General features: G+C 43.3%; 16 protein-coding genes and 1 tRNA gene. 2 read left to right on the top strand and 15 right to left on the bottom strand.

Features of this window, described 5'->3' with window-relative positions; genetic code table 11:
* Positions 1–81 precede the first annotated feature (81 nt).
* Both prfB and lnt read right to left on the bottom strand, forming a co-directional pair.
* Positions 82–1,137 carry a peptide chain release factor 2 gene (prfB, locus tag HZA10_11390; protein MBI5196905.1) on the bottom strand — a complete coding sequence of 352 codons (1,056 nt, stop codon included), beginning with the start codon at positions 1,135–1,137 and terminating at the stop codon, positions 82–84.
* A 151-nt stretch (positions 1,138–1,288) separates the two neighbouring features.
* Complete coding sequence (gene lnt, locus HZA10_11385) at positions 1,289–2,857, bottom strand: apolipoprotein N-acyltransferase (GenBank protein MBI5196904.1); 1,569 nt, start codon at positions 2,855–2,857, stop codon at positions 1,289–1,291.
* Positions 2,858–3,044: 187 nt separating this feature from the next.
* Between lnt and HZA10_11380 the strand changes: the two genes are divergently transcribed.
* Positions 3,045–3,120: transfer RNA gene (locus HZA10_11380), tRNA-Phe, on the top strand.
* Between the two features lie 104 nt (positions 3,121–3,224).
* On the opposite strand, the gene HZA10_11375 is transcribed toward HZA10_11380, so the two are convergent.
* The 13 genes from HZA10_11375 to HZA10_11315 all read right to left on the bottom strand — a co-directional run bounded on the left by HZA10_11375 (position 3,225) and on the right by HZA10_11315 (position 14,996).
* Complete coding sequence (locus HZA10_11375) at positions 3,225–3,926, bottom strand: diacylglycerol kinase (protein ID MBI5196903.1); 702 nt, start codon at positions 3,924–3,926, stop codon at positions 3,225–3,227.
* The gene (gene ybeY / locus HZA10_11370; protein ID MBI5196902.1) at positions 3,904–4,320 is read right to left on the bottom strand and encodes an rRNA maturation RNase YbeY; all 417 of its coding nucleotides are present in this window, start codon (positions 4,318–4,320) and stop codon (positions 3,904–3,906) included. Before ybeY ends, HZA10_11375 begins: the two co-directional genes overlap by 23 nt.
* Entirely contained in the window at positions 4,295–5,842 is a 1,548-nt protein-coding gene (locus HZA10_11365) for an HDIG domain-containing protein (protein ID MBI5196901.1), read from the bottom strand. The genes ybeY and HZA10_11365 overlap by 26 nt, the downstream gene beginning before the upstream one ends.
* Positions 5,835–6,758 carry a PhoH family protein gene (locus HZA10_11360; protein MBI5196900.1) on the bottom strand — a complete coding sequence of 308 codons (924 nt, stop codon included), beginning with the start codon at positions 6,756–6,758 and terminating at the stop codon, positions 5,835–5,837. The genes HZA10_11365 and HZA10_11360 overlap by 8 nt, the downstream gene beginning before the upstream one ends.
* 173 nt (positions 6,759–6,931) lie before the next feature.
* The gene (gene queA / locus HZA10_11355) at positions 6,932–7,960 is read right to left on the bottom strand and encodes a tRNA preQ1(34) S-adenosylmethionine ribosyltransferase-isomerase QueA (protein MBI5196899.1); all 1,029 of its coding nucleotides are present in this window, start codon (positions 7,958–7,960) and stop codon (positions 6,932–6,934) included.
* A gap of 48 nt (positions 7,961–8,008) precedes the next feature.
* Positions 8,009–8,974: a SpoIID/LytB domain-containing protein gene (locus HZA10_11350; protein ID MBI5196898.1), complete on the bottom strand. Its 966-nt coding sequence runs from the start codon at positions 8,972–8,974 to the stop codon at positions 8,009–8,011.
* Entirely contained in the window at positions 8,971–9,186 is a 216-nt protein-coding gene (locus HZA10_11345) for a DUF2905 domain-containing protein (protein MBI5196897.1), read from the bottom strand. The genes HZA10_11350 and HZA10_11345 overlap by 4 nt, the downstream gene beginning before the upstream one ends.
* A gap of 6 nt (positions 9,187–9,192) precedes the next feature.
* Positions 9,193–9,843 carry an epoxyqueuosine reductase QueH gene (locus HZA10_11340; GenBank protein ID MBI5196896.1) on the bottom strand — a complete coding sequence of 217 codons (651 nt, stop codon included), beginning with the start codon at positions 9,841–9,843 and terminating at the stop codon, positions 9,193–9,195.
* A 95-nt stretch (positions 9,844–9,938) separates the two neighbouring features.
* Complete coding sequence (gene ruvB / locus HZA10_11335) at positions 9,939–10,955, bottom strand: Holliday junction branch migration DNA helicase RuvB (GenBank protein MBI5196895.1); 1,017 nt, start codon at positions 10,953–10,955, stop codon at positions 9,939–9,941.
* A 185-nt stretch (positions 10,956–11,140) separates the two neighbouring features.
* Entirely contained in the window at positions 11,141–11,716 is a 576-nt protein-coding gene (ruvA, locus tag HZA10_11330; GenBank protein MBI5196894.1) for a Holliday junction branch migration protein RuvA, read from the bottom strand.
* Between the two features lie 51 nt (positions 11,717–11,767).
* Positions 11,768–12,403, bottom strand: a complete 636-nt coding sequence (ruvC, locus tag HZA10_11325) for a crossover junction endodeoxyribonuclease RuvC (protein ID MBI5196893.1) — start codon at positions 12,401–12,403, stop codon at positions 11,768–11,770.
* Positions 12,404–12,463: 60 nt separating this feature from the next.
* Positions 12,464–13,219, bottom strand: a complete 756-nt coding sequence (locus tag HZA10_11320; GenBank protein ID MBI5196892.1) for a YebC/PmpR family DNA-binding transcriptional regulator — start codon at positions 13,217–13,219, stop codon at positions 12,464–12,466.
* Between the two features lie 262 nt (positions 13,220–13,481).
* Positions 13,482–14,996 (bottom strand): hypothetical protein, encoded by a 1,515-nt coding sequence (locus tag HZA10_11315; GenBank protein MBI5196891.1) that lies wholly within the window; start codon positions 14,994–14,996, stop codon positions 13,482–13,484.
* A 574-nt stretch (positions 14,997–15,570) separates the two neighbouring features.
* Between HZA10_11315 and HZA10_11310 the strand changes: the two genes are divergently transcribed.
* Positions 15,571–15,869: molybdopterin molybdenumtransferase MoeA (locus HZA10_11310; GenBank protein MBI5196890.1), on the top strand; the 299-nt coding region annotated here is incomplete at its 3' end.

The raw sequence follows: 15,869 nt of genomic DNA, 5'->3' as shown, positions 1-15,869 counted from the left end.
TTATCAAACATGGTTTAGATTGTTTTATAATCACATACCAATTTGTATTCTATATTCTATGTTGTTCATCAGTGGAATAGATTATCCTTTTTTCCGCATTAAATATTCCCTGATAAAATCATCAATCCCGCCGTCCAAAACGAAATTTACATCCCCCTTGTCAAGCCCTGTCCTGTGGTCTTTCACGAGCTGATAGGGCTGGAGAATATAGGACCGTATCTGGCTTCCCCATGCAATGTCTTTCTTTTCCCCGATAAGCTCTTCCATTTTTTTATCCTGCTCTTTTTTCTTTACGGCATAAAGCTTGGCCCTGAGAACCTTCAGCGCAGTAGCCTTGTTTTTATGCTGCGACCTCTCATTCTGACAACTTACTACAAGGCCTGTCGGGATATGCGTCAGCCTGACGGCAGAAGAGGTCTTATTTACATGCTGCCCTCCTGCGCCTGACGCCCGGAATGTGTCCATCTTTATGTCTTCATCTTTTATCTCAACTTCTGCGTCATCCTCGCCAATCTCAGGATAGACAAGGATTGCAGCAAATGATGTATGACGCCTTTTATTTGCGTCAAAAGGGGATATTCTCACAAGCCTGTGAACTCCTGCCTCTGCCTTGAGATAACCATATGCGTAAGCGCCGGTAATTGTTATTGTGGCGCTTTTTACCCCTGCCTCTTCCCCCGGAAGCAGTTCCACAATCTCTGTCTTAAACCCTCTTTGTTCAGCCCACCTCAGATACATCCTCATCAGCATCTGCGCCCAATCCTGACTCTCCGTGCCTCCTGCGCCCGGATGTATTGCAACTATAGCGTTATCTTTATCATGTGCTGCTGACAGTATGCTCCTGAGTTCCGTGTCATTCATCTCAGCCCTGAACGCCTTAATGTCCCTGTCAAGCTCCTCCAGAAACACACCGCCTTCTTCATCTTCTGAAAGCTCAAAGAGAATATTGATATCATCCGACTTTTGCCGGAGGTCAGAAAGCGGCTGAAGCATATTTTCAATGCCGGATTTTTCCTTAAGAAGTTCCTGCGTTTTGGCTGGTGAGGACCACGTCTCTTCGGATAAAAGCTCTGATTGTATAGCGGTTAAACGGCCGGTAAGCTTCTCTGTATCAAAGATACCCCCTGAGGGATTCAAGTCTTGCCTGAAGTTCCTTAAACTCTTCCTTTAAACTCTCTTTAATAATCATAAAGTCTCCTTAAAATAAAAACCGGCTTTGGATTCCCGCCTGCGCGGAAATGACATCCAATGGGAACTGAAGAGTTTTTTACCGAACACTCGTGATTCCTCATTTTTCATTTCTCATTTTTATATTATTCGCTATCAGCAATATTGTACTAATTATACACAAAAAGGCAAAAAGGTCGCCGTATTTGGAATAAAAACTTTTTTTAAAGGCCCCTATTTCCAAATCCTCGGTTAAAACCGCCCTGACAAAAATATCACTCTTTCTCTTTATTCTGCCGTGCGCATCTATGAATCCGGAAATGCCTGTATTCGCCGCTCTTATTACCGGCACCCTGTTTTCCACGGCCCTGAACACCGCCATGGAAAAATGCTGGTACGGCGCCGAATACCTGCCGAACCATCCATCATTTGTAACAGTCACAAGCAGGTTTGCCCCGTTATCCACAAATTTTCTCACCAGCCCCGGAAATATTATCTCATAACAGACAAGACTGCCAATACCTGCAAAAGGCGTCTCCATGACTGTGTTCTGCCTTCCGGGGATAAAGTCTCCAATGCCCTCAACAAGCCTGTTTACAAAGGGGAACAGCTTTCTCAGGGGGACATATTCACCATACGGAACCAGATGTATTTTATCATAGACGGACAGGACGTTTCCATCAGGGGAAAGGAGGATGGCGCTGTTTGACAACTGGTATCTGCCGTCTTTTATGCCTTTTATGGTAACCCCGCCGAAGATCAGGTGTGCGCCGAGCGTCTTCCCAAACTCCGTGATCTCAGCAGTCAGGGTTTCATCATGACCAAAAACAAAGGGCACTGCAGTCTCAGGCCAGACAATGAGGGAGGGAGCGGCTGAAACAGCTGTTGCAGTCAGCGCCTTATATTCACTAATGGTTTCCCTCTGGAAACTGATGTCCCATTTTTTATCCTGATCTATATTGCCCTGTACTACGCTTGCCCTGACGGTATGATGGCCTCCACCGGCATGCAGTTGCCATGCACCGTAAAGCAGGGATGCAATAATAGCACTACACAGAATTATTAATCCAATGGAAAAAGGCCACTGTTCAGAAAGCGGCATTTCCTTAAGCCTTTTAGGGAGATTAAAAAATATATCAAAGACTGCGCCGTTTACTGCCGCTATTAAAAAAGAAACTCCGTACACTCCGGTAATATCGGCTATCTGGATAATCGTTAAGAATTTATACTGTGAATAGCCCAAGAGCGCCCACGGGAAACCGGTTAGGGTATAGGTGCGCAAAAATTCAAGAGTAACCCATAAAACCGGGGCAATGAAAAGCGCCGGGAACCGCGACCGCACCGTAAGATAATTAAAAAGCATTGAGAAGACCGCAACATACATGCTCAGATAAATGCATAATACTGTTACAAGCACTGCGCTTAATGCCGCCGGAAGATGACCGTAAAAAAATATAGAATTATATACCCAGAAAACTGTTCCCAAAAAATATATAAAACCGCTCAACATCCCGAGGATAAATGCCGGCTTCATACCTTTATCCAATAAAGATATCATGAGGGGGACGAGGGCTATCCAGGCAAGCGGAAAAAAATCAACAGACGGGAATCCGGCGGCAAGTAGGAGGCCCGATAAGACAGACAAGATTATATCTTTTTTATTGAGCATAAATAATATTGAAACCGTCATTCTGAATTAATCTTCCCTGCGGTCCCGACACATCGGGACAGGGAATCTAATGTAAGGAATTTCTTTTTATTACATTCGCTCGCTAACCCCGTGGCAAGATCACGGGGAATACGCTCACTGTCCATTTATTTCAGGGGTCAGTATGACGTTGAAAAAATTTATAGGTTTAAGTTATAGTTTCTCACATGGGCAGTTAGCTCAGTCGGTAGAGCAGAGGCCTGAAAAGCCTCGTGTCCGCAGTTCGATTCTGCGACTGCCCACCATCTAAAGTCAAACTAAGAAGTAGGAAATGGGAACTTGGAACTGACTTCCCATTTCTTATTTCTCACTTTTCATTTCTCATTTCCCATATCTCATTTCTCATTTTTTACATCATAAACACTTTAAACATAAAGAATGTCACTGCCGTGCCTAACAAAGCGCCGAGAACAACCTCCCAGGGGCTGTGAATACCGACGCTTACCCTGCTTTGTGCAACGAGTATTGCCAAAAACAACACAAAACCAGACGACATAAAACTCTCTGTAAGCAAAGTTACTGCAATCCAGATGGAAAAGGAAAGCGCCGCATGACCGCTCGGCATCCCGCCCCTTAAAGGCAGCCCGCGGCCAAAAAAAGATTTTGTTATTATCACCAGTATAAGCACAACAACAACCGAGGTAAAGGCTATGCCTTCGCCTGAATGTTTAGCTGCCGTTATGCCATCGTAAAAAAGATTTTTAAGCGGTCCGAGGAGTATCATATAGCCTACTATGAAGGCGCCGAGGGCGATTATAAGAACAGCGCCTGCGGCAACGTCTTTAATCGCCCTTGCCCGTTCGTCATAATCCCTGAAAAGCACGTCTATAATTGATTCCACCGCAGTGTTAACCATCTCGACTGAAAGCACCACTGACGCCATAATCACAATAACTATAAATTCAACAAAACCAATGCCGAGCATAAGGCTCAGAATAAGCAAAAGCAGGGCTGCTACAAGGTGATAACGCATATGTCTCTGTGTCTTTGCAGCATGGAAAATACCGTTAATGGCATTGTTTGTGCTGTCAAAAAATTTTCTTAATGGCATTAAAAACCTCCCGTTCTTTTTTCTTCATAGACCTTGCCCTGCAGCAGGACTTTTCATGGTCATATCCAAGCAGATGCAGTATGCCATGAACCATAAGACGGTAAATTTCATCATAAAGACCTGCGCCGGATATTTTTGCCTGACGCACAGCCGTTGGAATGCTTATAACAATATCCCCTAAAAACAGCGGCGGGTGACAAGTAAAGGGTCCTGAACTTTTTTTCTTTCTCCTTAACTCATCACTCTTAACTCTTAACTCATCACTGTTTTGTTGAGAAAATGAAAGGACGTCCGTAGCCCTGTTCACATCCCTGAAGGCAGCATTAAGCTCCTGCATTTTTTTATCGCCGACAAATAAAATGCTGAGTTCAGCCTCCGGCTGTCTTATGTGCAACAGTATCTTCCTGGCTGCTTTTCTTATCTTCGCTGTGTTTAGCTGCCTGTGCCTTTGCCTGTTCTTTATTAGAAGTTCCATCTTTAAAATCAAAGCCCGGATAACTGATGCGCCTGTGAAACATTCCGGTAAGTATATAACCGAAATTCTTTTTAATTTCATATAAGTCTTTAAGGGTAAGCTCACAGTCATCAAGCTGGCCGTCTATGAAAAAGTGATTAATGACTTTTTCTATAAGCGCAGAAATCCTCGCCGGTGTGGGATCTGTCAGCACCCTTGAAGCTGCCTCAACAGCATCTGCCATAAGCACCAGGGCTGCGACCCTTGTCTGCGGCTTAGGCCCCGGATATCTGAAATCGCCCTGTACAATATCCTCGTCCTGGTTCTTTGCCTTTTGATAAAAATAAGTGATAAGAGACATCCCGTGGTGCTGTTGAATAATATTTATGATGGCTTCCGGCACCTTATGCTGTTTTGCAAGTTCTACTCCTTCTTTTACATGGGATATCAGTATCAGTCCGCTCATGTGAGGTGTAAGATTATCGTGTTTACTTACAAGTCTGGTCTGGTTCTCAATGAAATAATCCGGCATTTTCACCTTTCCTATATCGTGATAATAGGCGCTTACCCTTGCCAAAAGCGGGTTGACTCCAACTGCCTCTGCAGCCGTCTCAACAAGGTTTCCGACTATAATGCTGTGGTGGTAGGTCCCGGGCGCCATAACCAAAAGATTCCGCATCAGCGGCTGATTCAGGTCCAACAGTTCAAGGAGGCTTATGTCGGTTGTAAGCTTAAAAAGGTATTCAAGTAGCGGTAAAAAAGCAGAGACTAAAATCGTAACTATGATGCCGTTTGCAAATGCAAAAACCGCTGTGGCAGGAATGTTAATTCCATAAAATTTACCGTTTAACAGGGTTATCGTCAGAGAAGTAAACACGCAGACAAGTCCGACGAAAAAACCCGCCTTCCAGAGCGCCGAGCGTTTTTTGCATCTTATCACCCCAAAGGCCGCCGTCAGACCCGCGGCAAAGGTAAAGACAGAATAAAGAGGATTGCCGAGCCACACGCCTGCAAGAAGACTTGTAACAACTGAAAACACAATTGCAGTATGTATGTCTATCAGCAATGCTGCCAGCATAGGGCCTACTGCAAGCGGAATGGCGTATATTGACAGGTCCGAATTAATATTGCCCAGCAATTCCACAGAACTAATCAGGATATAGTAAAAACCCCTGCCGATAAGTAAATTGCCTGAAAGTAAAAGGCCGACAAGGAACATAAGCTTGTAATTGTTATGGAATGTCGGCCTATACCGCATAAAATCTTTATAGAAAATAAAAAGAAGGAGTATTGCTATGAGGAAAATGCCGATTAACATTTCAGGGGATAATACATTGTCCCACTGTATGATAAAAGCCAGCAGGGCGCTGAAACAGACAAGCATTATAAGTTTTATTATTCTTTCCTTATCAATACTTTTCTTAGGCGTAGTCTTAATGCCGTTCGTTTTCTTATTAGTCATTGACTGTTTCATCACCGCCCCTGCGGTCAAATTTTTCGTAAGCCTTTATTATCTGCTGTACAAGCTTATGCCTCACAACATCCTTCTCGGAAAAATATATAAAACTTATACCTTTGACATCTTTCAGTATTTTTTCCGCCTCAATCAGCCCTGACGCCTTGCCGGAGGGAAGGTCAATCTGCGTTATGTCGCCGGTAATAACCGTCTTTGAATTAAAGCCGAGTCTTGTAAGGTACATCTTCATCTGCTCGGAAGTCGTATTCTGCGCTTCATCCAGTATTATAAACGAATCATTGAGGGTTCTTCCCCTCATAAATGCAAGCGGCGCTATTTCAATAATTCCCTTCTCAATAAGTTTATGAGCCTTTTCAGCCTCCATCATGTCAAAGAGCGCATCATAGAGAGGCCTTAAATACGGGTTTACCTTCTCAAACATATCGCCCGGGAGAAAGCCGAGCTTTTCCCCTGCCTCAACAGCGGGTCTTGCAAGTATAATCCTGCTGACCTGTTTCTTAAGCAGGGCATTTATAGCCATTGCCATTGCAAGATAGGTCTTTCCGGTACCGGCAGGACCGATTCCAATCACCATATCATAGTGCTTTATTGCCTCTACATACTGCCTTTGAGTCTCAGACCGGGGGACAATGAATTTCTTTCTGGATGAAACAGAAATTGTATTTAAAAACAGATCCTTGAGGGAAATATCTGCATCCCCGGAATCAGACATAGAACTGAGCGCATGCCTTATATCATCCGGTTTTATAGCATATCCTTCAGCCCTTACGGCCTGAAGCTCCTTAATAAGCCGTTCTGCCTTGCTTGCAGCCTTTTCATCTCCCTGGATGAGAATTTTATTGCCCCTGATGGCCGCTTCAATGCCTAATGCCGCTTCCATCGCCTTGAGGCTCTTATCCATCTCATCGTAAAGCATGAGGTGGTTTTTCCCTTCCTTGAAATCCAACGTAAGCTTAACCGTTTAAAAATCCTCCTTAATAACCTCAAATAACTTATCTAAAGCATACCAAGAAACAAGAGAAAATTCAAAGCCTTACATTTCATATTTAATATTTCTCATTTCCCATTTGTTTTTTACACAATCATCATGGCGTCGCCGTATGAGAAAAACCTGTATTCGGCATCCAAACATTCTGCATAAATATTCTTAAGGTTTTCAAGCCCTGCAAATGCAGACGTAAGCATTATTGGCGTGGATTTGGGCAGGTGAAAGTTTGTGATAAGCGCATCTATTATTTTGAATTTATACCCGGGATAAATAAAAATTGACGCCTTGCCTGCGCCGGCTTTTATAATCCCCCTCCCCCCTGCCTCCTGCCCCTCTCTTGCACACGCTGCCGCTTCAAGCGTCCTTGTCGCTGTCGTACCAACCGCTATCACACGCCTGCCTTCAGACTTAGCCCTGCTGATTACATCTGCCGTTGCCTCTGAAATTTCATATGATTCCTCATCCATCCTGTGATTTTCAATATCATCAGATACCACAGGCTTAAACGTGCCGTATCCGACATGAAGCGTGAGATTGCAGACTTCAACCCCTTTTTCTTTTATCTCACTCAAAAGTTTTTCTGTAAAATGAAGCCCTGCCGTAGGCGCTGCAACAGCGCCGTCTCTTTCAGCATATACTGTCTGATAACATGCATTATCAGACTGCTCGGCCTTTCTCTTTATATACGGAGGCAGGGGTATCACGCCGATTTTATTCAGATATTTTTTTATATCACCGGTGTTAAATTTTACATGAACAACTCCGTTATTTTTTGACATATGCGCAGAGATTCCATGCCCAAGATTCACCGCACCATGCCGCCAGCCTTTTACAACCGCCTCCCATGTATTTGCATCAAGCTCTTTTATTAATAAAATCTCAACCCTGCCTCCGGTGGTTTTTGGGGCGTAAAGCCTTGCAGGGATCACTTTTGTGTCATTCAGGATAAGCACATCGCCTTGCCGCAGATATTCTTTCAGGTCTCTGAATATCCTGTGCTCTATTTTGTTTTGTCCCCTGTGGAAAACAAGCAGTCTTGACCTGTCTCTTTCAGTCAGGGGATATTGTGCGATTTGTTCTTTTAGAAGATGATAGTCAAAATCTGAAAGTTTCATAGCTAACAAACGGGGTTCAAGGATTCATGGATTCAAGGGTTCAAGGATTTATTTTTTAAGATTTTCACTTGACTCCTCAACCCCTTGACCCCTTGACCCCTGTCTTTGCAGCACCGCTCCCGGATAAAAGTACGCAAGAATTTCTTTATAGGTCTTTCCCTGCTTTGCCATCTCATGCGCGCACCATTGGGAAAGCCCTACGCCGTGACCATAGCCCTTCCCCTCAAAAACAACTTCGCTTCCTGAGAGTTTGACTGTAAAAAAAGTGCTCGGAAGCTCCTTGTATCCGAGCAGTCTCCTGAGGTCGCCGGCATTAATTTCCTTTACTGAGTTCTCCGCAGTTATTTTTAGTGTCTTAACCCTCCCTGTTACGCTGAATGCAGCAATAGACACTTCTTTGATTTCTTTAATCCCGAGTGCCTTCTCTATTTCCTTGAAACTGAATTTCCTCTTCCAGTTAAAATACGGCGAAGTTTCATCCTCACACACAACTGACTTCAGATACGAATAATTCTTCTTTTTGCCCCAGACCTCTTCCGGAAGCTCAGTCCTGCCTCCGGCTGTAGAGTGATAAAACGCCTCAATAGGCTTGCCGTCATAAGTCAATATCTCACCCTCTGTTTCCTTCACTGCAACGGCAACCCATGGGTCAGTGTTTTCGCCTTTGTACACCTGACTGAGCACGGAAGACGTAAGGTGATAGTCCTTCCCCGCATTAACTGCTTTGTAATAAGCCGCATACGTCCTTGCAATAACCGCCTGCACCTTCACCGCCTCAATATCCCATCCCTTCCCTATCTCGCTTGCAACAACACCCTCTACATACTTTTCAAACGGAACTTCACTAATGGAATAAAGCCCGTTATTGTCCTTTCTGACGTCAATAGTACTGTTATATATCAGCACCCTAATGGTATCCTCAGCGAATGAAAAAACAGTGAACAGTGAACAGTAAACAGTGAACAGTAAGCAGCAATAAAAAACAGCCTTTATCTTATTTCTGCCTTTCATCATTTTCTCCCTATCAGCCAGAAAATTAAAGTCAGTAAAATGCTCAGAATAACACTTGTCATTAAAGGGAAATAGAATGTAAAATTTTTTCTCTGAATCATAATGTCTCCGGGGAGTTTTCCAATCAACGGGATTTTCCCCGACAGCATCAGCAATCCTCCAATGACAATCATCAGAGTGCCGAGGATTATTAGAAATTTTCCGGCATCAGCCATAATTAATCAGTATTTTGACTCCTGCAAAGATAATTTATTATGTCTCTCCGCCCTGCTGAATATGCATCCGCAATATTTCTGACGGTAAATGCCGAGCTCCTTTGAGGCAGTCATAGATTTAGCGAAATACAGCCTGAAGTCCTTAAGATAAAACGACACATTATATTTCTCTTCAAAATATTTTCCTGCGGCAGTAAGCTTTTCAAAATCCTGATAAGGACTAATCATCAGTGTTGTAGTAAAAGCATCAAACCCATATTTTGCCGCCTTCTCCGCAGTCTTCCCAAGGCGCAGGCTATAGCATAATTTACAGCGTTCAGGATATGCGGGGATATTGTTCAATTCGTTCAACTCGTTTAATTTGTTCAAATTGTTCAATTTATCCAAATCGTTCAAATAGTTTAAATGGTTCAAGTCCTGCTCAAAAAAATTGCCAAACATTTTAAAAAACTCCGCCGGTTCGTATTCGTCATAAATCATATCCATATCTCTGTTTGCCGTAAAACCCCTGAGAGAATCAAGCCGCAATTTATATTCGTCAAAGGGATGGATGTTGGAATTAGACCAGAAACCCGTAAAGCTGTGCCCCTCTTCCCTGAGTATCTTAACAGGGTAGACAGCACAATTTGCACAGCAGATGTGAATTAATATCCTCATTGTTACTATATAAACAACTTTAAACTATTTGAACACTTAAACGATTGAACATTTTATCTATAGAATTGTTCAACATTGTTTAAGCCGTTCAAAAATCAGAATAATCCTCCAGGCAGATTCTTCCCAAAATATTCGTATGCGAGCCTTGTAGCCACCCTGCCCCTTGTCGTCCTTTCAATAAAGCCCTCCTGCAAAAGAAACGGCTCATATACATCCTCAATTGTCTCTTTTTCCTCGCTCACAGACGCCGCAAGCGTTTCAACGCCAACGGGACCTCCGCCGAATTTTTCCAGTATTGTAATAAGCAGTTTCCTGTCCATATCATCAAAGCCTTTTTCATCAACATCCAATGCGCCGAGCGCCTGTTTGGTTATCTCTATTTCAACCGCGCCGCTGCCCTTTACCTGCGCAAAGTCCCTGATCCTCCTTAATAGCCTGTTAGCTATGCGCGGGGTGCCTCTTGAACGACGGGCAATTTCACAGGCTGAATCGTTATCTATCACAACGCCGAGTATTTTCGCGGAACGGACCAGTATCTTCTCAAGGTCTGCAGGCGCATAATAATCAAGCCTGTTGATTATGCCAAAGCGGTCTCTGAGCGGCGATGTCAAAAGACCCGTCCTTGTCGTGGCCCCTACAAGCGTAAATTCAGGCAGGTTCAATTTGAGCGTCCTTGCGCTCGGCCCTTGGCCTATGATTATATCAAGCTGATAATCCTCCATTGCGGGATAAAGAATCTCCTCAGACACCCTCGGAAGCCTGTGTATCTCGTCAATAAAAAGTATGCCTTTGTCGCCGAGATTTGTAAGTATGGCTGCCAAATCACCGGGCCTTTCAAGGGCGGGTCCTGAGGTAACCTTTATCTCCACCTCAAGCTCTGCGGCAATGATATTGGAAAGCGTGGTCTTGCCAAGACCCGGAGGCCCGCAGAAAAGCACATGGTCCAGCGGCTCTTTTCTCTGCTTAGCCGCCTGTATAAAGACCTTAAGGTTTTCCTTAATCTTTTCCTGTCCGACAAACTCCTCAAAAGTCCTCGGACGCACAGTCAGTTCAAAACCTGAGTCATCTTCCAAAATATCAGGGTTTACGGGTCTTTCAGGTATTTCGTTCATATTCGTTCAATAAATGAGAACTGAATCTCCGACAGTCCCAACGCTTCTGGACATTGTCATTCCGCACTTGATGCGGAATCCAGACGTCTTTTTTTAAAAGGAAATGGATTCCCCGATTAAATCGGGGAATGACATTTCTAAAGGTTTTTTCAGGTCAATGACAGAACAAGATTCAGTTATCATTTTTATTTGCCATCTGTTAGGTATTTTAACGCCTCTTTTATAATATCTTCAATAGCAACTGACCCTGCCTTGACAGCTCGCTCAACTGCATTTTCAGACAGGGATTTTTTATAGCCGAAGTTAATGAGCGCTGATACGGCATCATTGGTTATGGAATAATCTTTGGAAACAACCGCCCTCGGAAGCTTTTCCTTGAGTTCAAGCACAAGTCTTGCCGCTATTTTTTTGCCGAGTCCCGGTATTGAAGTCAGCATTGGCATGTCTTCGTTATAAACCGCCTCTATAAATTTTTGCGCAGGCATGCCAGACAAGATTGCCAGCCCTAATTTAGGCCCTATGCCATTGACATTGAGCAGGGTGACAAAGACTTTCTTTTCTTCCTCTGAAACAAATCCGTAAAGCTGAAGGGCATCTTCTCTTACATGGGTATATGTGTGAAGAAAGACATCTCCTCCTGCGTCAGGAATATTGGAAAAATTGCTAAGAGGCACCTGCACACTGTAGCCGACGCCTCCGACATCCACAATGACCCCTTCAGGTTTTTTGCTGAGGACTTTTCCTTTAAGCGAGGCAATCAAATTTGACCCTCCATAGTGCCTCTATTTTAACTTAAATTGTTATTTTTATTTTCACTTCAACCCTTCCTTGAACCCGCTGCTATAGTGGTTTATGTGGCAAATACACAAAGCAAGGGCGTCTGCGGCATCCTCGGTAATAATTAAGGGGTCAAGGGGTCGGGGAGCCGAGGGGTCAATGGATGAAATTAAATTTTTATTTCTACTTGAACCCTTGAACTCTTGAATCCTTGAATCCTGTTTGTTTTTAAGGTTCAATATTCTGATTACCATTTCCTTTACCTGCCGTTTTTCCGCCCTTCCATAGCCTGTAAGCGCCATTTTTAATGCGGTAGAGTTATATTCAAAGACAGGGATGGCATTCTGCGCCGCCAAAAGCATTACAATGCCGCGCGCCGTACCGAGGGCAAAGGCAGAATGAATGCTTTTGTGATAAAAAATTTTTTCAATGCACAGGTGAGCCGGCGTGTATTCATCAATAATATTCTTCAGAGCGGTATAAAGTATTTTCAGCCGTTCGGGAAGGGACTCGGTATTTTTCATCCGTATCTCACCCGAGGTAACGTAAGCAAGTTCGGGGTCAGGATTTTTTGAACCCTTGAACCCTTGAACCCTTGCCCCCGTCTCAATCACACCATAGCCGCAGCACAATGTCCCGGGGTCAATGCCGATTACGCGCATAAAAAACACAGATACCCACAGATAGAACCATGCAGATTCCCGCTGACAACAACTGTGTTCATCTGTAAGTTATCTGCGATCATCTGTGTTAAGTTCATCAGGGATATCAAAATTTGCATAGACATTCTGCACATCATCATGGTCTTCAAGCGCTTCCATCAATCTGAGCATCTGAGCCGCATCTTTAGTCTCAAGTTTCACATAGTTTTTGGGGAGCATAGTCACTTCCGCAAGGTTAGTCTTTATCTTCGCCTTTTCAAGCGCTTCCTTTACATTTTTCAAATCCTCTGGCGCTGTGATAATCTCATAGTTATCCTCATCAGGATCGTTCTTCATGTCTTCAGCGCCTGCGTCAAGAGCCAATGACATCAGCGCATCCTCATCAGACTGCTTTTTATCAACAAGTATATAGCCTTTCTTGTCAAACATCCATGAGACACAGCCTGTCTCGCCGATGTTGCCGCCGTTTTTGGACATAACATGCCTTATCTCGCCGATAGTCCTGTTTTTGTTGTCGGTAAGGCTTTCAATCATCAATGCAACGCCGCCAGGACCATACCCCTCATAAATAATCTCCTCATAGGATGTGCCCGGAAGCTCTCCGGTGCCCCTTTGGATTGCGCGTTTGATATTATCAGCCGGCATGTTTGCTTCCTTTGACTTCTCAATCGCAAATCTAAGCCGTGAATTTGCATTGGGGTCGCCGCCGCTCATCTTGGCGGCTACAATTATCTCTTTTGAAATCCTGGAGAAAAGCTTGCCCCTTTTTGAGTCAATAACCGCTTTTTTATGTTTTGTCTGCGCCCACTTGGAATGTCCTGACATACGATTCTCCTAAGAAATTAATTTCACCACAGAGGACACATTATAAGTTAAAAATTAAAAGTTGAAAGTTAAAAGTTAAAGGATTTTAAGTTTTTAACTCTTAACTCATAACTCTTCACTCGTTTTCTGTGTTCTCTGTGGTTGGATTTTTAGAATTATAAGCGATAACTTTGTAGAAAGGCAATAAGAAAGGCGTCCCGAACCGTCGGGACGCCTTTCTTTCTTAACTTCTTATCTTCTCCGCTTCTTAACTTCTGCTTCTTTAGAAGCTGAGTGTTACTCCGTGTCTTACAGCATAGGCATCATCCGGGAATCTTTTATTACGGCTTTCATCATTTGTGGTCAGATTCCTATAGATGTCTCCTGACTGAAGATAACCGCCCTCAACAAAATACACAAGGTTCTTATCAATCTGATAAGTTACCTTGCCGTCTAATTCTCTCCCGATATCCGTGCTGTTATAATACTCAGAATTGGTTGCCGTAACTACAGGCTTTGTGGCTTTCAGGAAATACAGGCTAAGATTTGCGCTCAGGTCCTTTGTCGGCTTTGCAGTTGCGCCAACCTTATAGTATGTGGTATTTGAGATACCAGTGCCCGTATTGCCTAACGCATTACCTCCAGCAACAGCATTAGTCTGCGCTCCTACTGCTGCTGTCCTTGCCCTGTATTCATATACATATGTGTAATGCTGATCACCGCCCTGTGCTGTTTGAAATGCAGTTATTTTATTGTCTTCATTCATACTTGTGCCGTTTTCGCCGCTGCCTGATGCAATTACTGCATCAAGGACTACGCTGCCGAGGTCAAAATCAACGCCTGCAAGATATGCATGCCCCTCAAATTCAAAATCACAATTGTCATTCGTTATTCTTCCAGCGCCGCCGTAGCAGGATTTATTTTTCCCGATTCCGCGCTGTATTTCAATATCCGCCTTCACACCAATAGGACCCATCTTTGAGTTCATCCTTACTCCATAATTCCATAAGTGAAGCCCGTAGTCAGCAAAATTCTGATCATTTAGATATGCTGCATCTGCGCCGATGTTAAAACCACTGCCCTTATAGTTGATGAGAAATGCGTATGCATCTGTATCGTCTGAATTGCCCCCTCCAAATCCCCGGCTTGGATTTGACGTTGTCAACCCTTCGGTGAATTTTGCATCTACCAGCGCAAGTTCAACCTCCTTAGTAGGGTTTGCAAACAACATGATGGCGTCATCGCCAAACTTTGAATGGTCAAGGAATAAACCATTGCCGAGTTTTATCGGCATATGGCCGATTTTAAATCCAATAGGGCCTATAACTTCCTTTGACTGTATCCATGCCTGAAGGATTCTCAGGTCACCTCTTTTGCCGTTGCCTTCAGTATATGTGCCTGAGGCTCCGGAACTGGTTGTCGCAGTACCACTCGCAGCACCTGCAGCAGTTAGATCACTTGTACTATTCGCACCCCATGTGAATGTATCGTTTGTGTCCACATCGCCTGATTCAAGCTGTAAATATCCGGTTGTGTTCTTACTTGTATCTGCCTGAAGATTAAGCCTTACCCTGCCGTCATAAGCATTTAATCTGTCAGCAGCTTCCTTATCAAAATCTGCTGTGTTGTTTCTTGTTTCACCCCTGAACCTCAACTCACCGCCCAGTGTTATCTGGGTTGCGCCCTTTGCCACGGCTGACTGAGTCTCAGACGGAATCTCAGCATGAATAGCAAAAGCGCTGACTGTAAAACCTAAAACAAACATCAAACCTAAAATTACTATTAACGACCTTTTCATTAAACAACCTCCTTTGTTAAATTGGATTTATATTAAATGCTAAAAAACATTTCCCAGAACATGGGATTTGTGATAAGCTTTTCTCTCCGGCTACCACCCCCCTTTTTTTTCTTTATTTTAAAAAAATTTATTTTACCGTGCTGTATGTTTAATTCCCCATTATATACAAACATAGGGAACCATAATAATTTCTAAATTTATAACATCAATTACATTCTTTGTCAAGAAAAAAATTAAATCTTAAAAAAACTTATAAAGTTATGACAAAGGGGAAATCTGTAATTTACCACGCAAATAAAGAACCCCCGACTTTAACAGTTGTGGTAAAAAAATTATAGTTCGGGTTCATTGTTTATATTTTTTTAGAAAGAACAATCGTCAAGTAAAGACATGCAATAAACGGGCGAGTTCATAAAATAAAGTTGAAAAATAAAAATTAAAAGTTAAAAATTAATAAGTTACATGTACTGTTCCCTGTTCACTGTTCTCTGTTCACTGCCGTTAAAATGTGTTTTTTATGCCATTGCAGTGAGGTAAAAAAGATTCGGAATGCATTTCTGCTATAATACAGCCTATGATTAAAGTTGACGAGGCATTAAGGATAATATTAAATTCCGTTCAAGCATTAGATTCAGAAACTGTCAGCCTTGCAAACGCATCCGGCAGAGTGCTTCAGCAGGACATCTTCAGTAATTCTGATATTCCTGCATTTGATAATTCTGCAATGGACGGTTATGCCCTTATATCCTCTGACACAAAGGGCGCTTCGCCTGAGTCGCCATGTAAATTAGAGGTCCTTGAGGAACTAAAGGCCGGCATGATAAGTTCGTCGGAAATAAAAAGCGGACAGGCTGTAAAAATTATGACCGGCGC

The sequence above is a fragment of the Nitrospirota bacterium genome (assembly GCA_016212185.1).
Classification (GTDB): Bacteria; Nitrospirota; Thermodesulfovibrionia; order UBA6902; family DSMQ01; genus JACRGX01.
This window is presented reverse-complemented; position numbering and strand designations above follow the sequence as displayed.

Bases quoted from the DNA above. Each gene is read 5' to 3' on its own strand.
- lnt (MBI5196904.1), bottom strand. From the start codon at position 2,857: ATGACGGTTTCAATATTATTTATGCTCAATAAAAAAGATATAATCTTG.
- HZA10_11375 (MBI5196903.1), bottom strand. From the start codon at position 3,926: ATGCCATTAAGAAAATTTTTTGACAGCACAAACAATGCCATTAACGGT.
- HZA10_11365 (MBI5196901.1), bottom strand. From the start codon at position 5,842: ATGACTAATAAGAAAACGAACGGCATTAAGACTACGCCTAAGAAAAGT.
- HZA10_11360 (MBI5196900.1), bottom strand. From the start codon at position 6,758: ATGGATAAGAGCCTCAAGGCGATGGAAGCGGCATTAGGCATTGAAGCG.
- queA (MBI5196899.1), bottom strand. From the start codon at position 7,960: ATGAAACTTTCAGATTTTGACTATCATCTTCTAAAAGAACAAATCGCA.
- HZA10_11350 (MBI5196898.1), bottom strand. From the start codon at position 8,974: ATGATGAAAGGCAGAAATAAGATAAAGGCTGTTTTTTATTGCTGCTTA.
- HZA10_11345 (MBI5196897.1), bottom strand. From the start codon at position 9,186: ATGGCTGATGCCGGAAAATTTCTAATAATCCTCGGCACTCTGATGATT.
- HZA10_11340 (MBI5196896.1), bottom strand. From the start codon at position 9,843: ATGAGGATATTAATTCACATCTGCTGTGCAAATTGTGCTGTCTACCCT.
- ruvB (MBI5196895.1), bottom strand. From the start codon at position 10,955: ATGAACGAAATACCTGAAAGACCCGTAAACCCTGATATTTTGGAAGAT.
- HZA10_11320 (MBI5196892.1), bottom strand. From the start codon at position 13,219: ATGTCAGGACATTCCAAGTGGGCGCAGACAAAACATAAAAAAGCGGTT.
- HZA10_11315 (MBI5196891.1), bottom strand. From the start codon at position 14,996: ATGAAAAGGTCGTTAATAGTAATTTTAGGTTTGATGTTTGTTTTAGGT.